Source organism: Micromonospora sp. NPDC092111 (assembly GCF_044755745.1).
In the GTDB taxonomy this organism is placed as follows: domain Bacteria; phylum Actinomycetota; class Actinomycetes; order Mycobacteriales; family Micromonosporaceae; genus Micromonospora.
Map to the genome: position 1 here is coordinate 168580 of NZ_JBIVRQ010000010.1, position 20337 is coordinate 188916.

Annotated in this window: 16 protein-coding genes and 3 pseudogenes; 11 read left to right on the plus strand and 8 right to left on the minus strand. The window is 73.0% G+C overall.

The window, feature by feature from the left end; genetic code table 11:
- Positions 1-56: 56 nt before the first annotated feature.
- Positions 57-1145, minus strand: coding sequence for an ABC transporter ATP-binding protein (locus tag ACIQG9_RS20300; protein ID WP_400404649.1), 1089 nt, complete (start codon positions 1143-1145; stop codon positions 57-59).
- A 297-nt stretch (positions 1146-1442) separates the two neighbouring features.
- On the opposite strand from ACIQG9_RS20300, the gene ACIQG9_RS20305 reads away from it, so the two are divergent.
- The 5 genes from ACIQG9_RS20305 to ACIQG9_RS20325 all read left to right on the plus strand — a co-directional run bounded on the left by ACIQG9_RS20305 (position 1443) and on the right by ACIQG9_RS20325 (position 8594).
- The gene (locus tag ACIQG9_RS20305) at positions 1443-2879 is read left to right on the plus strand and encodes a TldD/PmbA family protein (protein ID WP_400404507.1); all 1437 of its coding nucleotides are present in this window, start codon (positions 1443-1445) and stop codon (positions 2877-2879) included.
- A complete protein-coding gene (locus ACIQG9_RS20310; protein WP_400404509.1) occupies positions 2876-4384 on the plus strand; it encodes a metallopeptidase TldD-related protein in 1509 nt (502 codons plus the stop codon). Before ACIQG9_RS20305 ends, ACIQG9_RS20310 begins: the two co-directional genes overlap by 4 nt.
- A gap of 391 nt (positions 4385-4775) precedes the next feature.
- The gene (locus ACIQG9_RS20315) at positions 4776-5597 is read left to right on the plus strand and encodes a hypothetical protein (protein WP_400404511.1); all 822 of its coding nucleotides are present in this window, start codon (positions 4776-4778) and stop codon (positions 5595-5597) included.
- A gap of 13 nt (positions 5598-5610) precedes the next feature.
- Positions 5611-7527 (plus strand): fumarate reductase/succinate dehydrogenase flavoprotein subunit, encoded by a 1917-nt coding sequence (locus ACIQG9_RS20320; RefSeq protein WP_400404512.1) that lies wholly within the window; start codon positions 5611-5613, stop codon positions 7525-7527.
- Complete coding sequence (locus tag ACIQG9_RS20325) at positions 7527-8594, plus strand: succinate dehydrogenase/fumarate reductase iron-sulfur subunit (protein WP_400404514.1); 1068 nt, start codon at positions 7527-7529, stop codon at positions 8592-8594. Before ACIQG9_RS20320 ends, ACIQG9_RS20325 begins: the two co-directional genes overlap by 1 nt.
- A gap of 199 nt (positions 8595-8793) precedes the next feature.
- On the opposite strand, the gene ACIQG9_RS20330 is transcribed toward ACIQG9_RS20325, so the two are convergent.
- Positions 8794-9240, minus strand: a complete 447-nt coding sequence (locus ACIQG9_RS20330) for a (deoxy)nucleoside triphosphate pyrophosphohydrolase (protein ID WP_400404516.1) — start codon at positions 9238-9240, stop codon at positions 8794-8796.
- Positions 9241-9423: 183 nt separating this feature from the next.
- On the opposite strand from ACIQG9_RS20330, the gene ACIQG9_RS20335 reads away from it, so the two are divergent.
- Positions 9424-9732: a 4a-hydroxytetrahydrobiopterin dehydratase gene (locus ACIQG9_RS20335; protein WP_400404518.1), complete on the plus strand. Its 309-nt coding sequence runs from the start codon at positions 9424-9426 to the stop codon at positions 9730-9732.
- A 165-nt stretch (positions 9733-9897) separates the two neighbouring features.
- On the opposite strand, the gene ACIQG9_RS20340 is transcribed toward ACIQG9_RS20335, so the two are convergent.
- Entirely contained in the window at positions 9898-10929 is a 1032-nt protein-coding gene (locus ACIQG9_RS20340) for a septum formation family protein (protein WP_400404520.1), read from the minus strand.
- A 282-nt stretch (positions 10930-11211) separates the two neighbouring features.
- On the opposite strand from ACIQG9_RS20340, the gene ACIQG9_RS20345 reads away from it, so the two are divergent.
- Positions 11212-11574: a PH domain-containing protein gene (locus ACIQG9_RS20345; RefSeq protein ID WP_400404522.1), complete on the plus strand. Its 363-nt coding sequence runs from the start codon at positions 11212-11214 to the stop codon at positions 11572-11574.
- Between the two features lie 432 nt (positions 11575-12006).
- Here ACIQG9_RS20345 and ACIQG9_RS20350 read toward each other — a convergent pair whose 3' ends face one another.
- The 5 genes and pseudogenes from ACIQG9_RS20350 to ACIQG9_RS20370 all read right to left on the minus strand — a co-directional run.
- Positions 12007-12477: a GNAT family N-acetyltransferase gene (locus ACIQG9_RS20350; RefSeq protein ID WP_400404524.1), complete on the minus strand. Its 471-nt coding sequence runs from the start codon at positions 12475-12477 to the stop codon at positions 12007-12009.
- A 114-nt stretch (positions 12478-12591) separates the two neighbouring features.
- The gene (locus ACIQG9_RS20355; RefSeq protein WP_400404526.1) at positions 12592-13071 is read right to left on the minus strand and encodes an ArsI/CadI family heavy metal resistance metalloenzyme; all 480 of its coding nucleotides are present in this window, start codon (positions 13069-13071) and stop codon (positions 12592-12594) included.
- A 676-nt stretch (positions 13072-13747) separates the two neighbouring features.
- Positions 13748-14833: a redox-regulated ATPase YchF gene (gene ychF / locus ACIQG9_RS20360; RefSeq protein ID WP_400404528.1), complete on the minus strand. Its 1086-nt coding sequence runs from the start codon at positions 14831-14833 to the stop codon at positions 13748-13750.
- A gap of 69 nt (positions 14834-14902) precedes the next feature.
- Entirely contained in the window at positions 14903-15637 is a 735-nt protein-coding gene (locus tag ACIQG9_RS20365; RefSeq protein WP_400404530.1) for a Type 1 glutamine amidotransferase-like domain-containing protein, read from the minus strand.
- A gap of 134 nt (positions 15638-15771) precedes the next feature.
- Positions 15772-16200: pseudogene (locus tag ACIQG9_RS20370) on the minus strand (hypothetical protein); the annotation flags it as partial.
- Between the two features lie 254 nt (positions 16201-16454).
- Between ACIQG9_RS20370 and ACIQG9_RS20375 the strand changes: the two are divergent.
- The 4 genes and pseudogenes from ACIQG9_RS20375 to ACIQG9_RS20390 all read left to right on the plus strand — a co-directional run.
- Positions 16455-17478 (plus strand): annotated as a pseudogene (locus ACIQG9_RS20375) (bifunctional transcriptional activator/DNA repair enzyme AdaA); the annotation flags it as partial.
- A 140-nt stretch (positions 17479-17618) separates the two neighbouring features.
- Positions 17619-17987 (plus strand): annotated as a pseudogene (locus ACIQG9_RS20380) (DNA-3-methyladenine glycosylase family protein); the annotation flags it as partial.
- A complete protein-coding gene (locus tag ACIQG9_RS20385; protein WP_400404532.1) occupies positions 17984-18493 on the plus strand; it encodes a methylated-DNA--[protein]-cysteine S-methyltransferase in 510 nt (169 codons plus the stop codon). The pseudogene ACIQG9_RS20380 and the gene ACIQG9_RS20385, both read left to right, overlap by 4 nt.
- Before the next feature lie 37 nt (positions 18494-18530).
- Positions 18531-20336, plus strand: coding sequence for an ABC transporter ATP-binding protein (locus ACIQG9_RS20390; protein ID WP_400404534.1), 1806 nt, complete (start codon positions 18531-18533; stop codon positions 20334-20336).
- Position 20337 lies beyond the last annotated feature (1 nt).

Genomic DNA, 20337 nt, shown 5'->3' on the forward strand with positions numbered 1-20337 from the left:
CGGGCCAACCTCTTCGCTCGCGACTGCGGGACTCCGCTGCGCTGCGTTCCTCGCGCTCACCGGGCCACCCCCACGTGGGCCACGTCCGCCCGGTAGAGCCGGGTCCGGTCGTCGGCCGCCAGGTGACAGGCGACCAGGTGTCCGGCCTCCCCGGCCGGGCCCAGCTCCGGCACTTGGGTGCGGGAGCGGTCCCCGGTGCGGTCGGCGTACCGGCAGCGGGGGTGGAACGCGCACCCCGGCGGCAGGTTGATCAGCGACGGCGGGTTGCCCGGGATCGGCACCAGGTCCGCGTCCGCGTCGCCGTGCAGCGACGGCACGCTGGAGAGCAGCCCCCAGGTGTACGGGTGCTGCGGCCGACGCAGCACCTGCGCGACGCTGCCGTGCTCGACCGCCCGGCCGCCGTACATGACCAGCACCTCGTCGGCGACCTGGGAGACCACGCCCAGGTCGTGGGTGATCAGGATGATCGCGGTGTGGAACTCGGCCTGGAGGTCGGCCAGCAGGTCCAGGATCTGCGCCTGCACGGTCACGTCCAGCGCGGTGGTGGGCTCGTCGGCGATGACCAGGGCCGGGTCGTTGACCAGCGCCATCGCGATCATCGCCCGCTGCCGCATACCGCCGGAGAACTCGTGCGGGTACTGGTCGAACCGGCGGGCCGGCTGCGGGATGCCGACCCGGTCCAGCATCTCCACCGCCCGGGTACGGGCCGCCCGCCGCCCCGCCCGGGGATGGTGCACCCGGTACGCCTCGACGATCTGCCGACCGACCGGGTAGTAGGGATGCAGCGCGGAGAGCGGGTCCTGGAAGATCATCGCCATGTCCCGGCCGCGCAGCCGGCGTACCTGTTCCTCGGGCTGGCCCACCAACTGCCGGCCGCCGACGGATATCCCGCCGGTGACGGTGCTCCGCCGGGGGTCGTGCAGGCCGAGGACGGCCAGCGAGGTGACGCTCTTGCCGGAGCCGGACTCGCCGACGATGCCGAGCGTCCGGCCACGGTCCACCGCGAAGGACACCCCGTCGACCGCGCGGACCACGCCGTCGGTGGTGTCGAACGAGACCCGCAGGTCGTCCACCCGCAGGTACGGGTCCGCCCCGGTGCGCTGCTCCGGCACGGCCGGGCCGCCGTCGACGTGCCGCTCCGGCACGGCCGGCTGGTCGTCCGGCTGCCCGGACGGCGCTGCTTCCGGACTGTCCACGACCGCCTCCCCTCAGGTTGTAGAGAACCTACAACAAAGACCCGAGGGTGAAAATAAGCTACAGGCCGGGAGCTGTCAGCAGGCCACAGCGTAACGACTGGACCACCGCACCGCAGTCCTCGACGGGTTCACCGTCCCGGCCGGCGTCCTCACACCCGGCGAGCGCGGGAGCCGGAGACCGGTGCGCGGCGGCTCTTCCGACCTCGTCCCCTGACGGATGTCGGTCGACTCGCCTAGGGTCGGGCCATGACCGAGTTCGACGTGGCGTCCGCCGCCGTACAGGCCGCCCTCGACGCGGGTGCCCGGTATGCCGACGCCCGGGTGATGCACCGCCGCTACGAGTCGATGTCCGCGCGCAACGGCGACGTCGAGGAGCTGGCCCAGGACGAGAGCCTCGGGCTGGGCGTCCGGGCGCTGGTCGGGTCGGGTTGGGGCTTCCACGCCGTACCCGAGTTGTCGGCGACCGCGGCCCGCGCCGCCGGACGGCGGGCCGCGGCGGTCGCCACCGCCAGCGCCCGGGTGCCCGGCCCGCCGATCGACCTGGTACCGGTCGAGCCGGCGGTGGCGAGCTGGGCCTCCGCCTGCGAGATCGACCCGCTCGGGGTGCCGCTGTCCGACAAGGGCGACCTGCTGGTCCGGGCCACCGCGGCGATGCGTGAGCACGGCGCCGACCTGGCCGAGGGGCTCTACCAGGTCTGGGACACCACGAAGTGGTTCGTCTCCAGCGAGGGGCACCGCATCGACCAGCGCATCCGCGAGTGCGGCGGGGGCATCTCGGCCACCTCGATCGGCGACGGCGAGACCCAGCGCCGGTCCTGGCCCAGCTACCGGGGCCAGTACGGCACCACCGGCTGGGAGCTGGTCGAGTCGCTGGAGCTGGCCGCCCACGCGGCGCGGATCGCCGAGGAGTCCCGGGCGTTGCTCACCGCGCCCGAGTGCCCGGCCGGCGACACCGACCTGATCCTCGGCGGCGAGCAGCTCGCCCTCCAGATCCACGAGTCGGTCGGGCACGCCATCGAGCTGGACCGCATCCTCGGCTGGGAGGCGGCCTTCGCCGGCACGTCCTGGCTGGACCTGGCCCAGCTCGGCTCGCTGCGCTACGGCTCCGAGCTGATGAACGTCACCATCGACCCGACCATCCCGGGCGCGCTGGGCAGCTTCGGCTACGACGACGAGGGTTCCCCCGCCGTCGCCCGGGACGCGGTCCGGGAGGGGCGCTGGGTGGGGGTGCTCGCCGGGCGGGACTCGGCCGCGGTCGCCGGCCTCGGGTACGGCGGCAGCGTCCGCGCCGACGGTTGGGCCCGGCTGCCGATGGTGCGGATGACCAACGTCGGCCTGGAGCCCGGCCCACACACGCTGGACGAGATCGTCGCGGCCACCGACGACGGGGTGCTGATGGACGTCAACCGTTCCTGGTCGATCGACGACAAGCGGCTGAACTTCCAGTTCGGCTGCGAGATCGGCTGGGAGGTGAAGCGGGGCCGGCGGGGCCGGATGCTGCGCAACCCCACCTACACCGGCATCGGCCCGCTCTTCTGGCGGTCGATGGACATGCTCTCCTCGGAGATCGTCTCCTGGGGGACGCCGAACTGCGGCAAGGGCCAGCCCGGCCAGGTCGGCCACACCGGCCATCCGGCCGCGCCGGCCCGGTTCCGGGGCGTCCGGGTGGGGGTACGGGCATGACCGACCTACGCGGAGCCGGGACGACCGAGTTGGACGTCGCCGCCCGGGTGGTGGACCTGGTCCGGCGGTTCGCCGGCCCGACCGCCGAGGCCGAGGTGATGGTGACCCGGCACGACCTGGCGCTGACCCGGTTCGCCAACTCCTTCATCCACCAGAACGTCGCCGAGTCGGGCGTCACCGTCCGGCTGCGGGTGCACGTCGACGGGCGGACCGCCGCCGGGGGCGGCAGCCTGGTCGACCCGGCGGGGCTGCGCGCCCTGGTCGAGCGGACCCTCACCGCGGCCCGGCTCTGCCCACCCGACCCGGCCTGGCCGGGGCTGACCCCACCCTCCTCGGTCCGGTCCAGCGGCCTGCTCGACGAGGCCACCGCCTCCGCCGAGCCGGCCGCCCGGGCCGACCGGGTACGCGCCTTCGTGGACGCGGTGGGCGGCCTGGAGGCGGCCGGCTACTGCCGCACCTCGTACCGGTCGGCGGCGTTCGCCAACTCGGCCGGCCACTCCGCCCAGGGACGCACCACCGAGGCGGCGATGGACGGCATCGCGCGCACCGGCGGGTCGGACGGGGTGGCCCGGCTCTGCGCCGACCGCCTCGCCGACGTCGACGGCGCGGCGCTGGGCGCGCGGGCCGCGGCGAAGGCACGGGCCGCCGCCGACCCGGTCGAACTGCCCCCGGGCCGGTACGAGGTGGTCCTCGAACCGGCCGCCGTGGCCGACCTGCTACAGAACCTCGCCTGGTACGGCTTCAACGGCAAGCGGCACGCCGAGCGGCAGTCCTTCGCCGAGTCGGGCACCGCCCAGTTCGACCCGGCGGTGACCCTGATCGACGACCCGATGCACGGCTCCGCCCTGCCGTTCGATCTGGAGGGCAGTCCACGTCGGGCGCTCACCCTGGTCGAGGCGGGCACGACCCGCGCGGTGGCGCACGACCGGCGCAGTGGTGCCGGGGCGGGCGTCGGGTCGACCGGCCACGGCGCGGCCGGCGGGTCCACCTTCGGCCCGATCCCGCACCACGTACGCCTGCTCGGCGCGGCCGACGACACCGCTGCCGGCGGCCCGGGTGAGACCCGTGACGTGGCTGCCGGTGGCCCGGGTGGCAGCGGTGTCCCGGCGGGTGGGAACGGCGGCCCGGGTGGGAGCGGTGGCGCGACGACGGGGGGCGGCGTGGCGGGGGCGGTGGCCGACGCGGACACCGCCGCCCTGGTCGCCCCGATGGCCCGGGGCCTGCTGGTCAGCGACTTCTGGTACACCCGGGTGCTCGACCCGAAGAGCCTGGTGATCACCGGATTGACCCGCAATGGGGTGTGGCTCATCGAGGACGGCGTGCCGACCCGGGCGGTCCGCGACTTCCGCTTCACCGAGGCGTATCCCCGGGCCCTGGGGCCGGGCGCGGTACTGGGCCTCGGCCGGTACCCGGTCCGCCAGCCGGACCGGGTCGACGGGACCTGGTGGGAGGCGCCGCCACTGCGGCTGGCGTCGTGGCACTTCACCGGCGGCGCGTCGGGCTGACCGCGACCGCACGGTCCGCAGGGTCACCGCCGCCCGCTCCCGACGAAGGGCCTCGCCCAGCGAGCGGCACCCGCCCGCCAACGGCACCCCGCCAACGGACCCGGCGGACGGCACCCGGCGGACGGATGCCCTCCCTGGCGGACGATTCGGCACCACCGACCGGATATTGATCATGCTTCGGGTCTTTCCAACGTGCGGGACACACGGGACACTGCGTTGCGCGGCCGGGCCGTGAAGATCGGCGTAACGTGTGTCACCTAGCTGCGCCGACCAACGGGCGCGGTCGTTGGTGTGCGCAAAGACGTGGCAGTGGACGCGGTCTGGCCGGTCCGCTGACCGGTACGGAATGTGATCCGCCGCCCGTGAGGGCCCCGTCAGGGAGACGACTCGAATGACAGCACAGTCGGCTACGACGCCGACCCTCAGGCCGCGGGGAGCGCGGGCGCGCGCCGCCATCGCGGCGAAGACGTTGCGCACCGACCGTTGGTGGCTCGCCCCACTGGTCACCTTCGTCGGGCTCACCGCCTGGGTGGCGTACGCGACGGTCCGGGTCTTCATGCACAAGTGGTACTGGGTGGACGCGTACCACTACCTGACGCCGTTCTACTCCCCCTGCGTGACCGACCGGTGTGTCGAGGGTTCCTCGCACTTCGGCAGCTTCCTGCCCGGCTGGTGGATCATTCCGGACGCCGCGCTGACCCTGCCGTTCCTGCTGCTGTTCCGGTTGACCTGCTACTACTACCGCAAGGCGTACTACCGGTCGTTCTGGCTGTCGCCGCCGGCCTGCGCGGTGCCGGACGGGCACAAGTCCTACTCGGGGGAGACCCGGTTCCCGCTGCTCGGGCAGAACCTGCACCGCTACTTCTTCTACGCCGCCGCGCTGATCTCGCTGGTCAACACGTACGACGCGATCCTGGCCTTCCACTCGCCCAAGGGCTTCGGCTTCGGGCTGGGCAATCTCATCCTGCTCGGCAACGTGGTGATGCTGTGGGCGTACACGATCTCCTGCCACTCCTGCCGGCACATCATCGGCGGCCGGCTGAAGCACTTCTCCGCGCACCCGGTGCGGTACCAGGCGTGGACGTTCGTGTCCAAGCTGAACACCCGGCACATGCAGCTCGCCTGGATCACCCTCGGCACCCTGGCGCTGACCGACTTCTACGTGATGGCGGTCGCGGCCGAGTGGATCCCCGACCTGCGGTTCATCAACTAGAGGGCGCGCCGACATGACCACTACCACTCGCATCGAACGACACCACTACGACGTCGTCGTGATCGGGGCCGGCGGCGCCGGCCTGCGCGCGGCGATCGAGGCCCGGCTGGCCGGCAAGAAGACCGCGATCATCTCCAAGTCGCTCTTCGGCAAGGCGCACACCGTGATGGCCGAGGGCGGCGCCGCCGCCGCGATGGGGAACGTGAACAGCCGGGACAACTGGCAGGTGCACTTCCGCGACACCATGCGCGGCGGCAAGTTCCTCAACAACTTCCGGATGGCCGAGCTGCACGCGAAGGAGTCGCCGCAGCGGATCTGGGAGCTGGAGACGTACGGGGCGCTCTTCGACCGTACGAAGGACGGGAAGATCTCCCAGCGCAACTTCGGCGGCCACGAGTACCCGCGCCTGGCGCACGTCGGCGACCGGACCGGCCTGGAACTGATCCGCACCCTCCAGCAGAAGATCGTCTCCCTCCAGCAGGAGGACAAGCGCGACCTGGGCGACTACGAGGCCCGGATCAAGGTCTTCGCCGAGACCACCGTCACCGAGCTGCTGCTCGACGGCGACCGGGTGGCCGGCGCGTTCGGCTACTACCGGGAGTCCGGGGAGTTCATCCTCTTCGAGGCCCCGGCGGTCGTCCTCGCCACCGGCGGGGTCGGCCGGTCGTACAAGGTGACCTCGAACTCCTGGGAGTACACCGGGGACGGCCACGCGCTGGCGCTGCGCGCCGGGGCCACCCTGATCAACATGGAGTTCCTCCAGTTCCACCCGACCGGCATGGTCTGGCCGCCCTCGGTGAAGGGCATCCTGGTCACCGAGTCGGTGCGCGGCGACGGCGGCGTGCTGAAAAACTCCGACGGCAAGCGGTTCATGTTCGACTACGTCCCCGACGTCTTCCGTAAGCAGTACGCGGAGACCGAGGAGGAGGCGGACCGCTGGTACACCGACCCGGACAACAACCGGCGTCCGCCGGAGCTGCTGCCCCGCGACGAGGTCGCCCGCGCGATCAACAGCGAGGTCAAGGCCGGTCGGGGTACGCCGGCCGGCGGCGTCTTCCTGGACATCGCCTCCCGGCGCTCGGCGGAGGAGATCCGTCGCCGACTGCCGTCGATGTACCACCAGTTCAAGGAGCTGGCCGACGTCGACATCACGGCCGAGCCAATGGAGGTCGGCCCGACCTGCCACTACGTGATGGGTGGCGTCGAGGTGGACCCGGACTCCGGGGCGGCCCACGGCACCGTGCGCGGGCTCTTCGCCGCCGGTGAGGTCTCCGGCGGTATGCACGGCTCCAACCGGCTCGGCGGCAACTCCCTGTCCGACCTGCTGGTCTTCGGCAAGCGGGCCGGCGGGCACGCGGCGTCGTACACCGATCAGTTGACCTCGCGCCCGAAGGTGCCGGTCGGCGCGGTGGAGACCGCGGTGGAGGCGGCGCTGGCGCCGTTGCAGCGGGACACCGGGGAGAACCCGTACACCCTCCAGCAGGACCTCCAGGTGGTGATGGGAGATTTAGTAGGAATCATCCGCCGTCACGGCGAGCTTGAGGACGCGCTCAGCAGGCTGGCGGAGCTGCGCGAGCGGGTGGCCAAGGTCAGCGCGGCCGGCGGCCGGCGCTACAACCCGGGCTGGCACCTGGCGCTGGACCTGCGCAACATGCTGGTGGTCTCGGAGTGCACCGCGAAGGCCGCCCTGGAACGGCAGGAGTCGCGCGGCGGGCACACCCGGGAGGACTTCCCGGCGATGGACCCGACGTGGCGCCGGGTCAACCTGGTCTGCTCGCTGGACGGCGACACCGTACGCCTGGAGCACAAGCCGCTGCCGAAGATGCGGGCCGAGCTGATCGGCCTCTTCGACCGCACCGAGCTGGCCAAGTACCTGACCGACGAGGAGTTGGCCGACTTCGACGCCCTCACCGAGGAGGCGAGCAACTGATGGGGACCAAGCGACAGTTCCGCATCTGGCGGGGCGACGACACCGGCGGTGACCTCCAGGACTACACGGTGGAGGTGAACGAGGGCGAGGTCGTCCTCGACGTCATCCACCGGCTCCAGGCCACCGACGCGCCGGACCTGGCCTGCCGGTGGAACTGCAAGGCCGGCAAGTGCGGCTCCTGCTCGATGGAGATCAACGGCAAGCCGCGGCTGAGCTGCATGACCCGGATGTCGACCTTCGAGGAGGCCGAGACGGTCACGGTCACCCCGCTGCGCACCTTCCCGGTCATCCGGGACCTGGTCACCGACGTCTCGTTCAACTACGAGAAGGCCCGGGAGACCCCGGCCTTCGCCCCACCGGAGGGCGTGGCCCCGGGCGAGTACCGGATGCAGCAGGTCGACGTGGAGCGCTCGCAGGAGTTCCGCAAGTGCATCGAGTGCTTCCTGTGCCAGAACGTCTGCCACGTGATCCGGGACCACGAGGAGAACAAGCCGGCCTTCTCCGGCCCCCGGTTCTTCATCCGGGCCGCCGAGCTGGACATGCACCCGCTGGACGCGAAGACCGACCGCAAGGAGTACGCGCACGCGGAGCAGGGGCTCGGCTTCTGCAACATCACCAAGTGCTGCACGGAGGTCTGCCCCGAGCACATCAAGATCACTGACAACGGGATCATCCCCATGAAGGAGCGGGTCGTCGACCGCAGGTACGATCCCCTGGTGTGGCTTGGTAGCAAGATCTTCCGTCGGGGTGACACGCCCCAGAGCACCGCGAGCAGCGCGGGGAAGGAGTCCGTGGTGCACAGCGGCGCTCGTCAGGCTGGGTTCCACTCACACGCGGGCGGGTCGCACGACCCCGCTGCCGAGGCCCAGGCGCAGAAGGGCGTGAACTGGCACCGCGAGGTCCCGCACCCGACCGCCCCGGCGGTCGACGACCGCGGCCGGCTGCCGCTGACGGAGCTGACCTTCGACCGGGCGGCGGCCCCGTCGCCGTTCGGTGACGACGTCACCTTCCCGCTGCCGCCGGAGCACCTCAACTTCGCCCACCCGTCGCAGGACGAGAAGCACTGAGCAGCACGACGACGTTGACGGGGGCCGCGGCGAAAGCCGCCGGCCCCCGTCCCGTTTCCGCCCCCGTGTCCGCCTCCCGCCGGCCGCGTCCGGCACCGACGCTGTTTCCACCGCCGTCGGTCTGTCGTGACGACAGCTTCACCATCGGCGTCCAGGGTGCCCGGTGGGCCGCTCGGGGCGGGACAGCGGGCATGGGTGGTCAGTCGGTGGCGGGGCGCAGCAGGGGACGGAGGGCGGCGACGATGGGGGCGTCGGCGGGCAGCCAGGTGACGGTGTCCAACTCGGTGGCGGCGAGCCAGCGCATCGCGGAGTGCTCCAGCGCGCGGGGCTGGTCGCCGTGCAGCAGGCGGGCCGCGTACACCTTGAGCACCGAACGGCCGTGGGCCATCCGGACGTCCCGGCCGATCCGGTCGCCGATCTCCACGCGTACGGCCAACTCCTCGGCGCACTCGCGGACCAGCGCGGCCGTCTCGCTCTCCCCCGGCTCCACCTTGCCGCCGGGGAACTCGAACATCCCGGCGACCTCGGGGGGCGCGGTACGCGCGCAGGCGAGCACCCGCCCGCCGGAGATTATCGCCGCGCCCACGACGACCTTCGGCTCGCGCCGCTCGGCCTGTCCGTTCCCGCTAACCCGTTCGGTCCGCACGGGCGTCCAGCGTGCCAGATCAATCGTCGGTTTGGGTACCGTGGCCGGCCGGTAGGTCAGTAAGAGACGGAAGTGTGGGCGTGGACACACCGCCATCGGGTCGACAGACTGGATAGCACCACGAGGACACGGGACGGCGACGATTTGGCCACAAGCCGGCAACGGCGCCTGGGAGGTGCGGTGATGCGCGCGCTGTTCACCAGCCGAACCAAGCACGACTACCTCAGCGACGCCCTCACGCTCCTGCGCGGGTGGACGCGGGAGGGTGAGCAGATCCGTCGCACGCTGGTCATGGACGACACGCAGCACGCGGCGTTGACCGAGCGGGTCAAGGTCGTCGCGGACGCGCTGCGGCTGCGTCCGGAGATCAGCCGGCGGGAGTCCGAGACCCAGATCCGGGTCGGGCACGGTGACGACGAGCCACTCACCGAGGGTGAGGTGCTGCTCGCCGCCCGCATCGAGGACGCGTACCGCGCCGTGACGGAGCACTGAGCCCGCACAGCCGGCCCCGCCATCGTCGGCCCCCGTCCCCCGCCGGCACCACGCCGTCGTCGACCTCAGCCTAGGACCGGACGGCCCCCCACGCGGTCGCCGGAACGTCCGCCCCCGACCCGCCAAGTGGCCATAACGTGACCGTGGGTGATCCACCCCGCCGGCTCAGCGCCGAGGTTCGCCCTGCGCGGTGGGCAGACCCAGGGCCTGGCGTACGGCCAGCTCGGTGGCCGGATCCGGATGCCGCCCGGCCTGCGCGACGACCTGGAGCAGCTTCGTCCGGTCGGCCGCGCCGTCCGCGTCCCGCCAGGACGGCTCGGCCTGTTCCATCTCGGTGAGCAGTCGCTCGATGGCCGGCCGGACCGGTGCCGGCCAGTTCTCCCGGCGCAGCCGGAACCACATGTCGGTGTGCGTGCTCTCGGCCCGCCGCACCGCGTCGCGCAGGGCCTCGGGAGTGGCGGTCGGGGCGGTCGCGACCAGCGCGGCCCGCACCTCCGCCCAGTCCCGGCTGGCCAGCAGGTAGGCGAGCTGCCCGGGGTCGAGGACCGCGCTGTCCATCCGCAGCGGCCGGTTCAGCCGGTCCGGAGCGGTCAGGTAGCAGGTGATCGTCGGGTCGGTGGACCAGTCCACCCGGGTCGGCAGGTACCAGCTCAGCCGCACCTGCGCGGGAAGCCCGAGCGGGTCGACGACGTAGCTGCGCTGCCGCTGCCGGCAGAGCGTCTCCGCCCGCTGGGAGAGCACCGCCGCACCCGGGTAGCGCTCGTCGGCGGACCGCTCGTACGCCGGGAAGTCGTCGACGTACTCCGCGTCGTGCGGCTCGGCGCAGGGCACCCGGGTGACCCGGGTGGGTGCGGTCCGGATGGCGGTGGCACCGTCGGGGACCCGGAAGCAGTCGCCCACCCGCAGGCCCCGGAGCCCGGGATCGCGGTCGGGGCCGACCAGGGCGACCCCGAGGAACACCGCCCCGGCCAGCACCCAGGCGCCGAAGCAGACCAGACCGGCCGCCACCAGGCCCCGCCCCCGACCCCCGTCGCGGCGGAGCTGCCGGAGCGCGAACAACCCGGCCACCGGGGCGAGAACCCCGCCGAGCAGGCCGAGCACGAACGCCACGACGGCCAGCCGGTTCGTCCGGCCCGCGCCGGCCGACCGGTCGGCCCAGGGCTCCCACTCACCGCCGTCCGTGGCCGGACCCGACACAGGCGGCCGACCCGACGCGGACGGACCCGACGCGGACGGACCCGACGCGGACGGACCCGACGCGGGCTGGCGCGGCGTCGGCTGGTCCGGCTGGTCCGGTGTCGTTTGGCCGGGTGGTGCCGGCGGCTGCTCCCGTCCGGCCGCTTCGCTGGGCCGTGGTTCGGGCCGGTCCGTCCTCATGCCGTTTTCCTCCCCCGTTGCCCGTCTCCCGGTGGCATGGCGAGACTAGTCGACCTGGCCGGCACCTACCGACGCTGGCGCACCCTTCCTACGGTGGAACGCATGGCAGATGCGACGTACGACCGCAAGGAGCAGTTCCAGCAGATCCAGAGTGGACTGCTCGACGGGGAACGGATCATCGCCGTCTACGACGCCGTCGGCACCGGCACCGGCTTCATCGGCCTGACCGACCGTCGGGTGATCATCCAGGACCGTTCGTTCATCGGTAAGCGCTACGCCATCACGAGCATCCCGTACGCGAAGATCACCAGCGTGAGCGTGGTCAGCAACAAGTCGTGGGGCGGTTCGTTCTTCTCCACCGGCTCGATCGCCGTCCACGTCGGGACGCAGACCTACGAGGTGGAGTTCCGGGGCGCGCAGAAGAGCCACCACGTGCACAACGTCATCCTGCACTACATCTCCTGACGACCGCCCGGCCCGCCGGTGGCGATGGGCCCTGCCCCGGCCCGCACGTGGAGCAGGTGCGCAGCCCGCTGGTGGAGGGCGGGTCGGCCAGGTCGCCGACCGCCCACACGAGCGGCGGTGGCTTCGTTAGGCTGCCCGACATGCGAAGCGCGGCGTCGGCCCTCGCGGGCCACCCGACGGTGGCCGGCAACGCGGCGATCCGGCCCGCCGACGACCCGGCTGACCGGTGACCGGGGCGTCCACGCGCCCCGGCGGCCCGTTCCTGCGTGACGTGGTGGCGTCCGACGTCGACGCGTACCTCCGGATGCGCTGCGACCCGGTGATGATGGCCGAGCTCGGCGGGCCGCTACCGTCTCCTCCGGACCCACCACTGGACGCCCGACCCGACCGGTCGTCGCGGAAGACCGCCCACCGGCGGACACCCGCCCCGGACTACAGGCGCTTGGCCATCCGCAGGGTGGTCACCTCGAACCCCATCTGCTCGTAGAGCGCTCGGGCACCGAGGTTGAACCCGAAGACGCTCAGCCCGATGGAGACCACGCCCCACTCCCGACACATCTGCTCGGCGGCCTGGATGATCGCCCGGCCGTGGCCCCGGCGGCGCAGCTCCTCGCGTACCTCGAAGTCGTAGCCGAAGGCGTGCGGGCCGTCCGACTTCTGTTCCAGGTGGAGCCAGAGCATCCCCACCTCGTCGGCACCGTCGTAGGCCGTCCACAGCCGGTGGCCCTCGGTGTCCAGTCCGTCGGGCAGCAGCCCCTGGTAGTCCCGGCGGGCCTTCTCCTGCGCCTCCGGCGGCGGCATCGCCCCGGAGGCGGCGATGTTCTCCGCGTACCTCGTCTCCGCTCGCTCCCGGTACCGGAGATACTGCTCGTCGGTCATCGGTTCCAGCCTCAGCGCGACCACGCCCGTACGGTATGGCACCCCGGCCCCGGCCCGCAGCCCCGTCTGCGGTGGACACCAGGTCCGGGGCGGGCGCGCGCCCGCCCAGGGGTCGAGGACGGGCGGGCCCACCGGCCGTCAGCAGCAGTTCGTCGGGGCACCGCCCGGGGCGGGTGCCCGCTCGACGCCCGGGGCGGGTTCCCGCTCGACGGCCGGGGCACGGCGACCGTCGGTGGCCTTCGCCAGCCGGGGAGAGTCGGCCTTGACGGTGTAGACCTCCCACGGCTCGTCGCCGGGGCCGCGTACCCAGACCTTGTCCTGGAGGGCGTAGCAGCACTCGGTGCTGTTCTCCGCCAGGGTGACCAGGCCGGCGTCGGTGAGCCGCCTGGTGGCGGCGTCGACCTCGTCGGTGCCGGACACCTCGACGCCCAGGTGGTCCAGGACGGTGGGCTGGCCGGGCTCGCCTTCGAGCAGGACGAGCTTCAGGGGCGGGTTCTCGATCGCGAAGTTGGCGTAGCCGGGGCGGCGCTTGGCCGGCTCGGTGTCGAACAGCTTGGCGTAGAAGGCGACGGAGCCTTCGAGGTCGGACACGCGCAGGGCGAGCTGGACGCGGGGCATGGTTCTCCTCCGGGCAGGTAGGTGGATCTGGTGCGGGACGCACCCTTGCCTAGACACTTTTCGAAGCAGCCCCACCGTCGCATCCTGTTTCGAGGTCTGTCAAGGTAGAGGAATGTCGAAACAAGCGTCTCCGGAAACCATCGCCTTCCACGGGGCGGGCCGATCCAGCGGGCGGGCTGGGCTGGGCCGGGCCGGGCCGGGCCGGGCCGGGCCGGGCCGAGTTTGGGTCGGCGGCCCGGCAACAGCGGTCCGACGTTTAAGCGGAACCTAGACGGGCGGTTGCGTCACCTGCGGCAGCATGGCCGGCGCGCAGGTGACGCCTCACCTCGACTCACATTGCTCGCCGCTTCCTGCCGACGTTTCACGCTGCCTTGTGCCCGCGTGCGCCCCGGACAGGTGGTTCGTCACAGCGCTGAGAACGCGTTCGATACGACCTTGCCGCCGCATCCAGCGGATCGCCAAGGCGATAACGAGCGACAAGATCAGGCCCGCCCACTTGGGCGCACCCGCCTTCCAGGCAAGCCCACCGATGAGCAGGGCGACCAGCAGCAGGAACCACTCTGCCCCGCCTGGAGTCACCCGCCGGACCAAACCTGCGCGAACCACCCGCATATCGAAGCACCACTTCGTTGCTGCCCGCGCCCGTCGTCACCCAGTCGGTCACCCAGCACGAGGGTCAGACGTTGAAGCGGAACTCCACCACGTCGCCGTCCTGCATGACGTACTCCTTGCCCTCGATCCGGACCTTGCCGGCCGCCTTCGCCGCCGCCATCGATCCGGCCTCGACCAGGTCGGCGTAGGAAACCACCTCGGCCTTGATGAAACCGCGCTGGAAGTCGCTGTGGATGACGCCCGCGGCCTCCGGCGCGGTCGCGCCCACCGGCACGGTCCAGGCCCGCGCCTCCTTCGGCCCCGCCGTCAGGTACGTCTGGAGCCCGAGCGTACGGAAGCCGACCCGGACGAGCTGGTCCAGGCCCGGCTCGTGCTGCCCGATGGACTCCAGCAGCTCGCGGGCCTCCTCCTCGGGCAGGTCCACCAGCTCAGACTCGATCTTGGCGTCCATGAAGACGGCCTCGGCGGGGGCGACCAACGCGCGCAGCTCGTCGAGGAAGCCGGCGTTGGCCAACTCGGCCTCGTCGACGTTGAAGACGTAGAGGAACGGCTTGGTGGTGAGCAGGTGCAGCTCGCGCAGGTGCTCCAGCTCGATCTTCGCGGCGGCGGCCCCGGCGTACAGGGTGGTGCCGCCGTCGAGCACCTCGACGGCCAGCTTCGCGGCGGCGACGGCGGCGGCCCGGTCCTTGCGGAGCTTGGCCTCCTTCTCCAGCCGGGGCAGCGCCTTCTCCAGGGTCTGGAGGTCGGCCAGGATCAACTCGGTGTTGATCGTCTCGATGTCGTCGGCCGGGGAGACCTTGCCGTCGACATGGACCACGTTCGGGTCGGAGAAGGCCCGTACCACCTGGCAGATCGCCGAGGCGTCGCGGATGTTCGCCAGGAACGCGTTGCCCCGGCCCTGCCCCTTGGAAGCGCCCCGGACCAGGCCGGCGATGTCAACGAACGACACCGGCGCGGGCAGCACCTTCTGCGAGGAGAAGATCTCGGCCAGCTTGCCCAGCCGCTCGTCCGGCAGCCCCACGACACCGACGTTGGGCTCGATGGTGGCGAACGGGTAGTTCGCCGCGAGCACGTCGTTCTTGGTCAGCGCGTTGAACAGGGTGCTCTTGCCGACGTTGGGCAGGCCGACGATGCCGATGGTGAGACTCACGACGGGCCAGCTTACGCCGTCCGGGCCCCGGGCCGGGCAGGCAGCCCCGGCCCGGCCCGGAAAGGGACGTCAGTTGGTGATCAGGCGGGGCTCGATCCGGGTCTCCCGGACGCCGCCGGCACCGTCCGGGACGACCTCGTACGCGGCCACGCCCTCCTGGTCCGCGACGGCCTCGGCCAGTCGGGTGCCCCGGTAGACGAGCCCGACCCCGTCGTCGGTGCAGTGGCTGGCCGGCAGGGTGCCGTCGCCGACCAGCCGGTGCAGCAGCGGGCGGCGCTCCGCCTCGCTGTCGTAGTGCACCCCGTTGCCGTAGGGCAGCCAGCCCAGACCGTCGGTGAAGGCGCGCAGCTTGCGGCCGAAGCTGTCGGTGGTGCCGCCGACGTGCCAGCAGATCGAGCCGGCGGAGACCCCGCCGAGCACCACGCCGGCCTCCCAGCACTCGCGGAGGATCTCCGGCAGATTGTGCGTCCGCCAGACCGCGCAGAGGTTGGCCACGCTGCCCCCACCGACCCAGATGATGTCCTGGGCGAGCAGGTGGGCACGGATGTCCTCGACGTTGGGCAGCGGGAACAGCGCCAGGTGCGACGGGCGGTACCGGGTGCCGGCGAACGCGCCGTAGAAGACGGTGTACGCGGTGGGCTGGTCGCCGACGGCCTGGTTGAGGTAGCAGATCCTCGGCTCGTCGGCCTGCGCCAGCTCGGCCATCAGGTCGAAGACCGGGCCGGGGTCGGCGTCCCACGGGCCGCGGTGGCGGCTGGTGAAGCCCATGCTGGTGGCGACGATGGTGGGTTCGCTGGCGGGCACGTCGGTCCTTCCGTCGGGCGGGTGGCACCCCATCCTGCGTCATGCCGCCGGACGCACGGGCCCCGGCGGTCGGCGTCGGCATCGGCGAGGTCGGGCTCGGCGTCGGGCTCGGCGTCGGCGTCGGCGTCGGGCAGGGTGTCGGCGGGCAGTTCGCCGGCCGCCGCGAGCGGCAGGGTGAACCGGTGCGCCGCCGCCGAGCCGGCCCGCTCGGACTCGCCGAGCATCCAGCACACCTCGTCGGCCGTCCAGCCCAGCCCGGGACGGCCGGCGACCTCCCGTACCAGCCGGAGGCCGACCCGGGTGTCGTCGTCGTAGAAGCGCATGCACCAGTGGTGCGCCCACATGCCCAGTGCCCGGAGACCGGCCGCGTCGAGGGACGCCACCAACCGGCCGCAGGCAGTGTCGGCGAACGGCCGCGCCGGGTCGTCGGCCCGGTCCCGCTCGATCGCGCCGAAGGCGGCCGGCGCGACCACCCGCATCCGGTCGTAGAGACCCTGCGCCACGGCCTCGTCCAGCCGCGCCCGCCCCGACCGAGGGGCTCCCCGCCCGGCCACGCTCGCCATCGCCGCACCCTTCTGGAGTTGGTGGCGGGACGCTATCGACCACTACCGACACTTTGCCGGCCGGCGATCTCTTCCCGAGCCGGGGATAGCCGCGATGAGCTGGGGCGTCCGCAGCCGGCCACCCCCCGCCCCAGCCCGTCCCCGCGCTGACCGGCGCGGGCCCGGCACCCCGCTCCCGGGGCTGTCGGGCCCGCGCACACTCAGGTCCGATTCCCGCGAGCCACCGGCCCTGAGCTGCGGGCATCATCGGTGTCGTGGAGTTGGACTTCGAACGGTGCTACCGGGCCGTGGACAGCCGTGACCAGCGGTTCGACGGCTGGTTCTACACCGGCGTCACGTCGACCGGGATCTACTGCCGGCCGTCCTGTCCGGCGGTGACGCCGAAGCGGCAGAACGTCCGGTTCTTCCCGTCGGCAGCCGCCGCGCAGGGCGCCGGGCTGCGGGCCTGCCGGCGGTGCCGCCCGGACGCCGCGCCCGGCTCACCGCAGTGGGACGTCCGGGCCGACGTGGTCGGTCGGGCCATGCGGCTGATCGCCGACGGGGTGGTGGACCGGGACGGCGTGCCCGGGCTGGCCGGCCGGCTCGGCTACACCGAGCGGCACCTGCACCGGATGCTCCGGGCGGAGCTGGGCGCCGGCCCGTTGGCGCTGGCCCGGGCGCAGCGCGCGCAGACCGCCCGGACGCTGATCGAGACCACCGGGCTGGGCCTGGCGGAGGTGGCGTTCGCGGCCGGCTTCGGCAGCGTCCGGCAGTTCAACGACACGGTCCGCGAGGTCTACGGCGCGACCCCGTCGGAGCTGCGTACCGCGCGCGCGGGCCGGCAGGTGGCCGGCGGGGCGGGCACGATCACGCTCCGGCTGGCGTACCGGCCGCCGCTGCACGCCGCCGCGCTGCTGGAGTTCCTGGCCGTCCGGGCGCTGCCCGGGGTGGAGCAGGTACGCGACGGGACGTACCGCCGGGGGTTGCGGCTGCCGCACGGTCCGGCGGAGGTCGCGTTGACGCCGGTGGACGGGCACGTCGCGGCGACGCTGCGGCTGGCCGACATGCGCGACCTGGCCCCGGCGGTGGCCCGCTGCCGCCGGCTGTTCGACCTGGACGCCGACCCGGAGGCGGTCGACCAGACGCTGGCCGCCGACCCGGCCCTCGCCGGGCTGGTCGCCACCGAACCGGGCGTCCGCCTGCCCCGCACCGTGGACGGCTTCGAGACCGCCCTCCGCGCCATCATCGGCCAACAGGTCTCCGTCCGCTCCGCCACCACCACCCTCACCCGCCTGCTCCGGTCCGCCTCCCCTACCGGCGGCGGTGATCAAGAGGTTTCGGTCGCCGAGCACGCATCCGGACGACGCAAACCTCTTGATCACCGGGGCGAACCCGATCAGGGGGGTGGGGAGGGTGGGGGTGGGGGTGGGGTGGGGGGGTTTTTTACGGCGGAGGAGGTTCTGGGGTTGCCGGACTCGGCGTTCGGGATGCCGGCGGGGCGGCGGGAGACGATCCGGGGGCTGGCGCGGGCGGTCGCCGCCGGGGAGGTCGACCTGGCGCCGGGCGGGGACCGGGTGGAGACCGTACGACGGTTGACGGCGCTGCCCGGGATCGGGCCCTGGACAGCCGGCTACCTGGCCATGCGCGCGCTCGGCGACCCGGACGTCCTGCTCCCCACCGACCTCGCGGTACGTCGGGGCGCCACCGCCCTCGGCCTGCCCGACGACCCCAAGACCCTCGACGCGTACGCCGACCGCTGGCGCCCCTGGCGGTCGTACGCCGTGATCAGACTCTGGAGAGCCGCATGACCATCGACACCACCACCGTCGACACCCCGGCCGGACCGCTGAGCGTGCTGGCCGGCCCGGACGGCGCGGTCCGCGCCGCCGGCTTCACCGACACGCCGGCGAGCCTGCTGCCGCTGGTGCACCCGAGCCTGCGCAGCCCGCTGCGGCAGCACGCCGACCTCGGCCCGGTGACCACCGCCGTCCGCGACTACCTGGACGGTGACCTGACCGCGATCGACGCGGTGCCGGTCGAGCAGCACAGCGGCGGGGCGTTCCTCAGCCACGCCTGGACCGTGCTGCGCGACGTGCGGCCGGGCGAGCCGGTGACGTACACCGGGTTCGCCGCGCTGGCCGGGCGGCCCGCCGCGGTCCGGGCCGCCGCCGGCGCCTGCGCCCGCAACGCCGCCGCCCTCTTCGTCCCCTGTCACCGGGTGCTGCGCACCGACGGCAGCCTCGGCGGCTACCGGTACGGGCTGGACGTGAAGAAGTGGCTTCTCGGTCATGAGCGCAGGTTGACCGCAAGCTGACAGCGGCCCCGGCACCGTTCGACGCTACCTTCGGGTAGTGCCCGCGCAGTGCGACGGCGACCCGCCCCCGGGGGCGGGCGGCCCGGCGCGCCCGCTGCTCAACCTCTGGCGGCTGCGCCGCTACCTGCGCCCGCACGCCGTCGAGTTCGGTTGGCTGCTGCTCGCCGCGCTGGCGGCCACCGCCGCCGGTCTCGCCGTGCCGCTGGTGGTGCAGCGGGTGGTCGACGGGCCGATCGCCCGGCAGGACCCGGCCGGCCTGCTCCGGCTCGGCGGGCTGGCCCTGCTGCTCGGGCTCGTCGAGGCGGTGCTGATCTTCATCCGGCGGTGGACCCAGTCGTCCTCCTCGGTCGGCATGGAGGCGGCCATCCGCGCCGACCTCTACGCCCACCTGCAACGCCTGTCGCCCGGCTTCCACGACCACTGGCAGTCCGGGCAGTTGCTCTCCCGGGCCACCAGCGACCTGTCGGTGCTGCGCCGGTTCCTCTCCTTCGGGCTGCTCTTCCTGGTGCTCAACCTGGTCACCTACTTCGCCGTGGTGGTGCTCCTGGTCCGGCTGCACGGGCCGCTGGGCCTGCTGGTGGCGGCCAGCGCGGCACCGCTGTTCCTGATCAGCCGCCGGTTCGCCCGTAGCTACCACGCGGCGTCCCGCCGGATGCAGGACCAGCAGGGCGACGTCGCCACCCTGGTCGAGGAGACCGCGCAGGGGCTGCGCACCATGCGGGCGTACGGGCGGGGGCCGGAGCTGGCCGACCGGTTCGCCGGGCGGGCCCGGACGCTGCACGACACCGGGGTCGCCAAGGGCGCGCTGTTGGCCCGCACCTCGGCCCTGTTCGACCTGGTGCCCAACCTGACCCTGGGCGCGGTGCTGGTCGGCGGCGCGACGCTGGTCGCCCGGGGCGCGCTCACCGTCGGCGAACTGGTCGCCTTCGTCAGCCTCCAGCTCATGCTGATCTGGCCGGTGCAGTCGCTCGGCTGGATCATCGCCAACGGGCAGGAGGCGGCCACGGCGGCGGACCGGATCCAGGAGGTGCTGGACACCCCGCCGTCGATCGTGGACGCCCCGGAGGCCGTGCCGCTGGCCCGCGACGCCGTCCACGGCCGGCTCCGCTTCGAGGGCGTCTCGTTCGGCTACCCCGGCTCCCCCGAGCCGGTGCTGCGGGAGATCGAGCTGACCGTCGAGCCGGGCGAGACACTGGCCCTGGTCGGGGCGACCGGCTCCGGCAAGAGCACCCTGCTCTCGCTGGTCCCCCGGCTGCACGACGTCACCGGCGGCCGGATCACCCTGGACGGGCACGACCTGCGCGCGCTGCGGCTGGCCTCGCTGCGGCGGCTGGTCGGGGTGGCCTTCGAGGAGCCGGCCCTGTTCTCCATGTCGGTGTGGGAGAACCTCACCCTGGGCCGGCCGGACGCCGACGCCGACGAGGTCCGGGCCGCGTTGACGCTGGCCCAGGCCGACTTCGCGTACGAGCTGCCGTGGGGGTTGGCCACCCGAGTGGGTGAGCAGGGCCTGTCGCTCTCCGGCGGGCAGCGGCAGCGGTTGGCGCTGGCCCGGGCGGTGCTCGGCCGACCCGCGCTGCTGGTCCTGGACGACCCGCTCTCCGCGCTGGACGTGCAGACCGAAACCCGGGTCGAGGCGGCGTTAAAGAGGGTGCTGCGGCAGACCACCGCGCTGCTGGTGGTGCACCGGCCGTCGACCGTCGCGCTGGCCGACCGGGTGGCGCTGCTCGACGGGGGGCGGATCACCGCCGTCGGCCGCCACTCCGAACTGCTGGCCACCGTGCCGGCGTACCGGGCGGTGCTCTCCGCCGAACCCGCCGCCGTGCCCGGTCTGGTGCGCTCGTGAC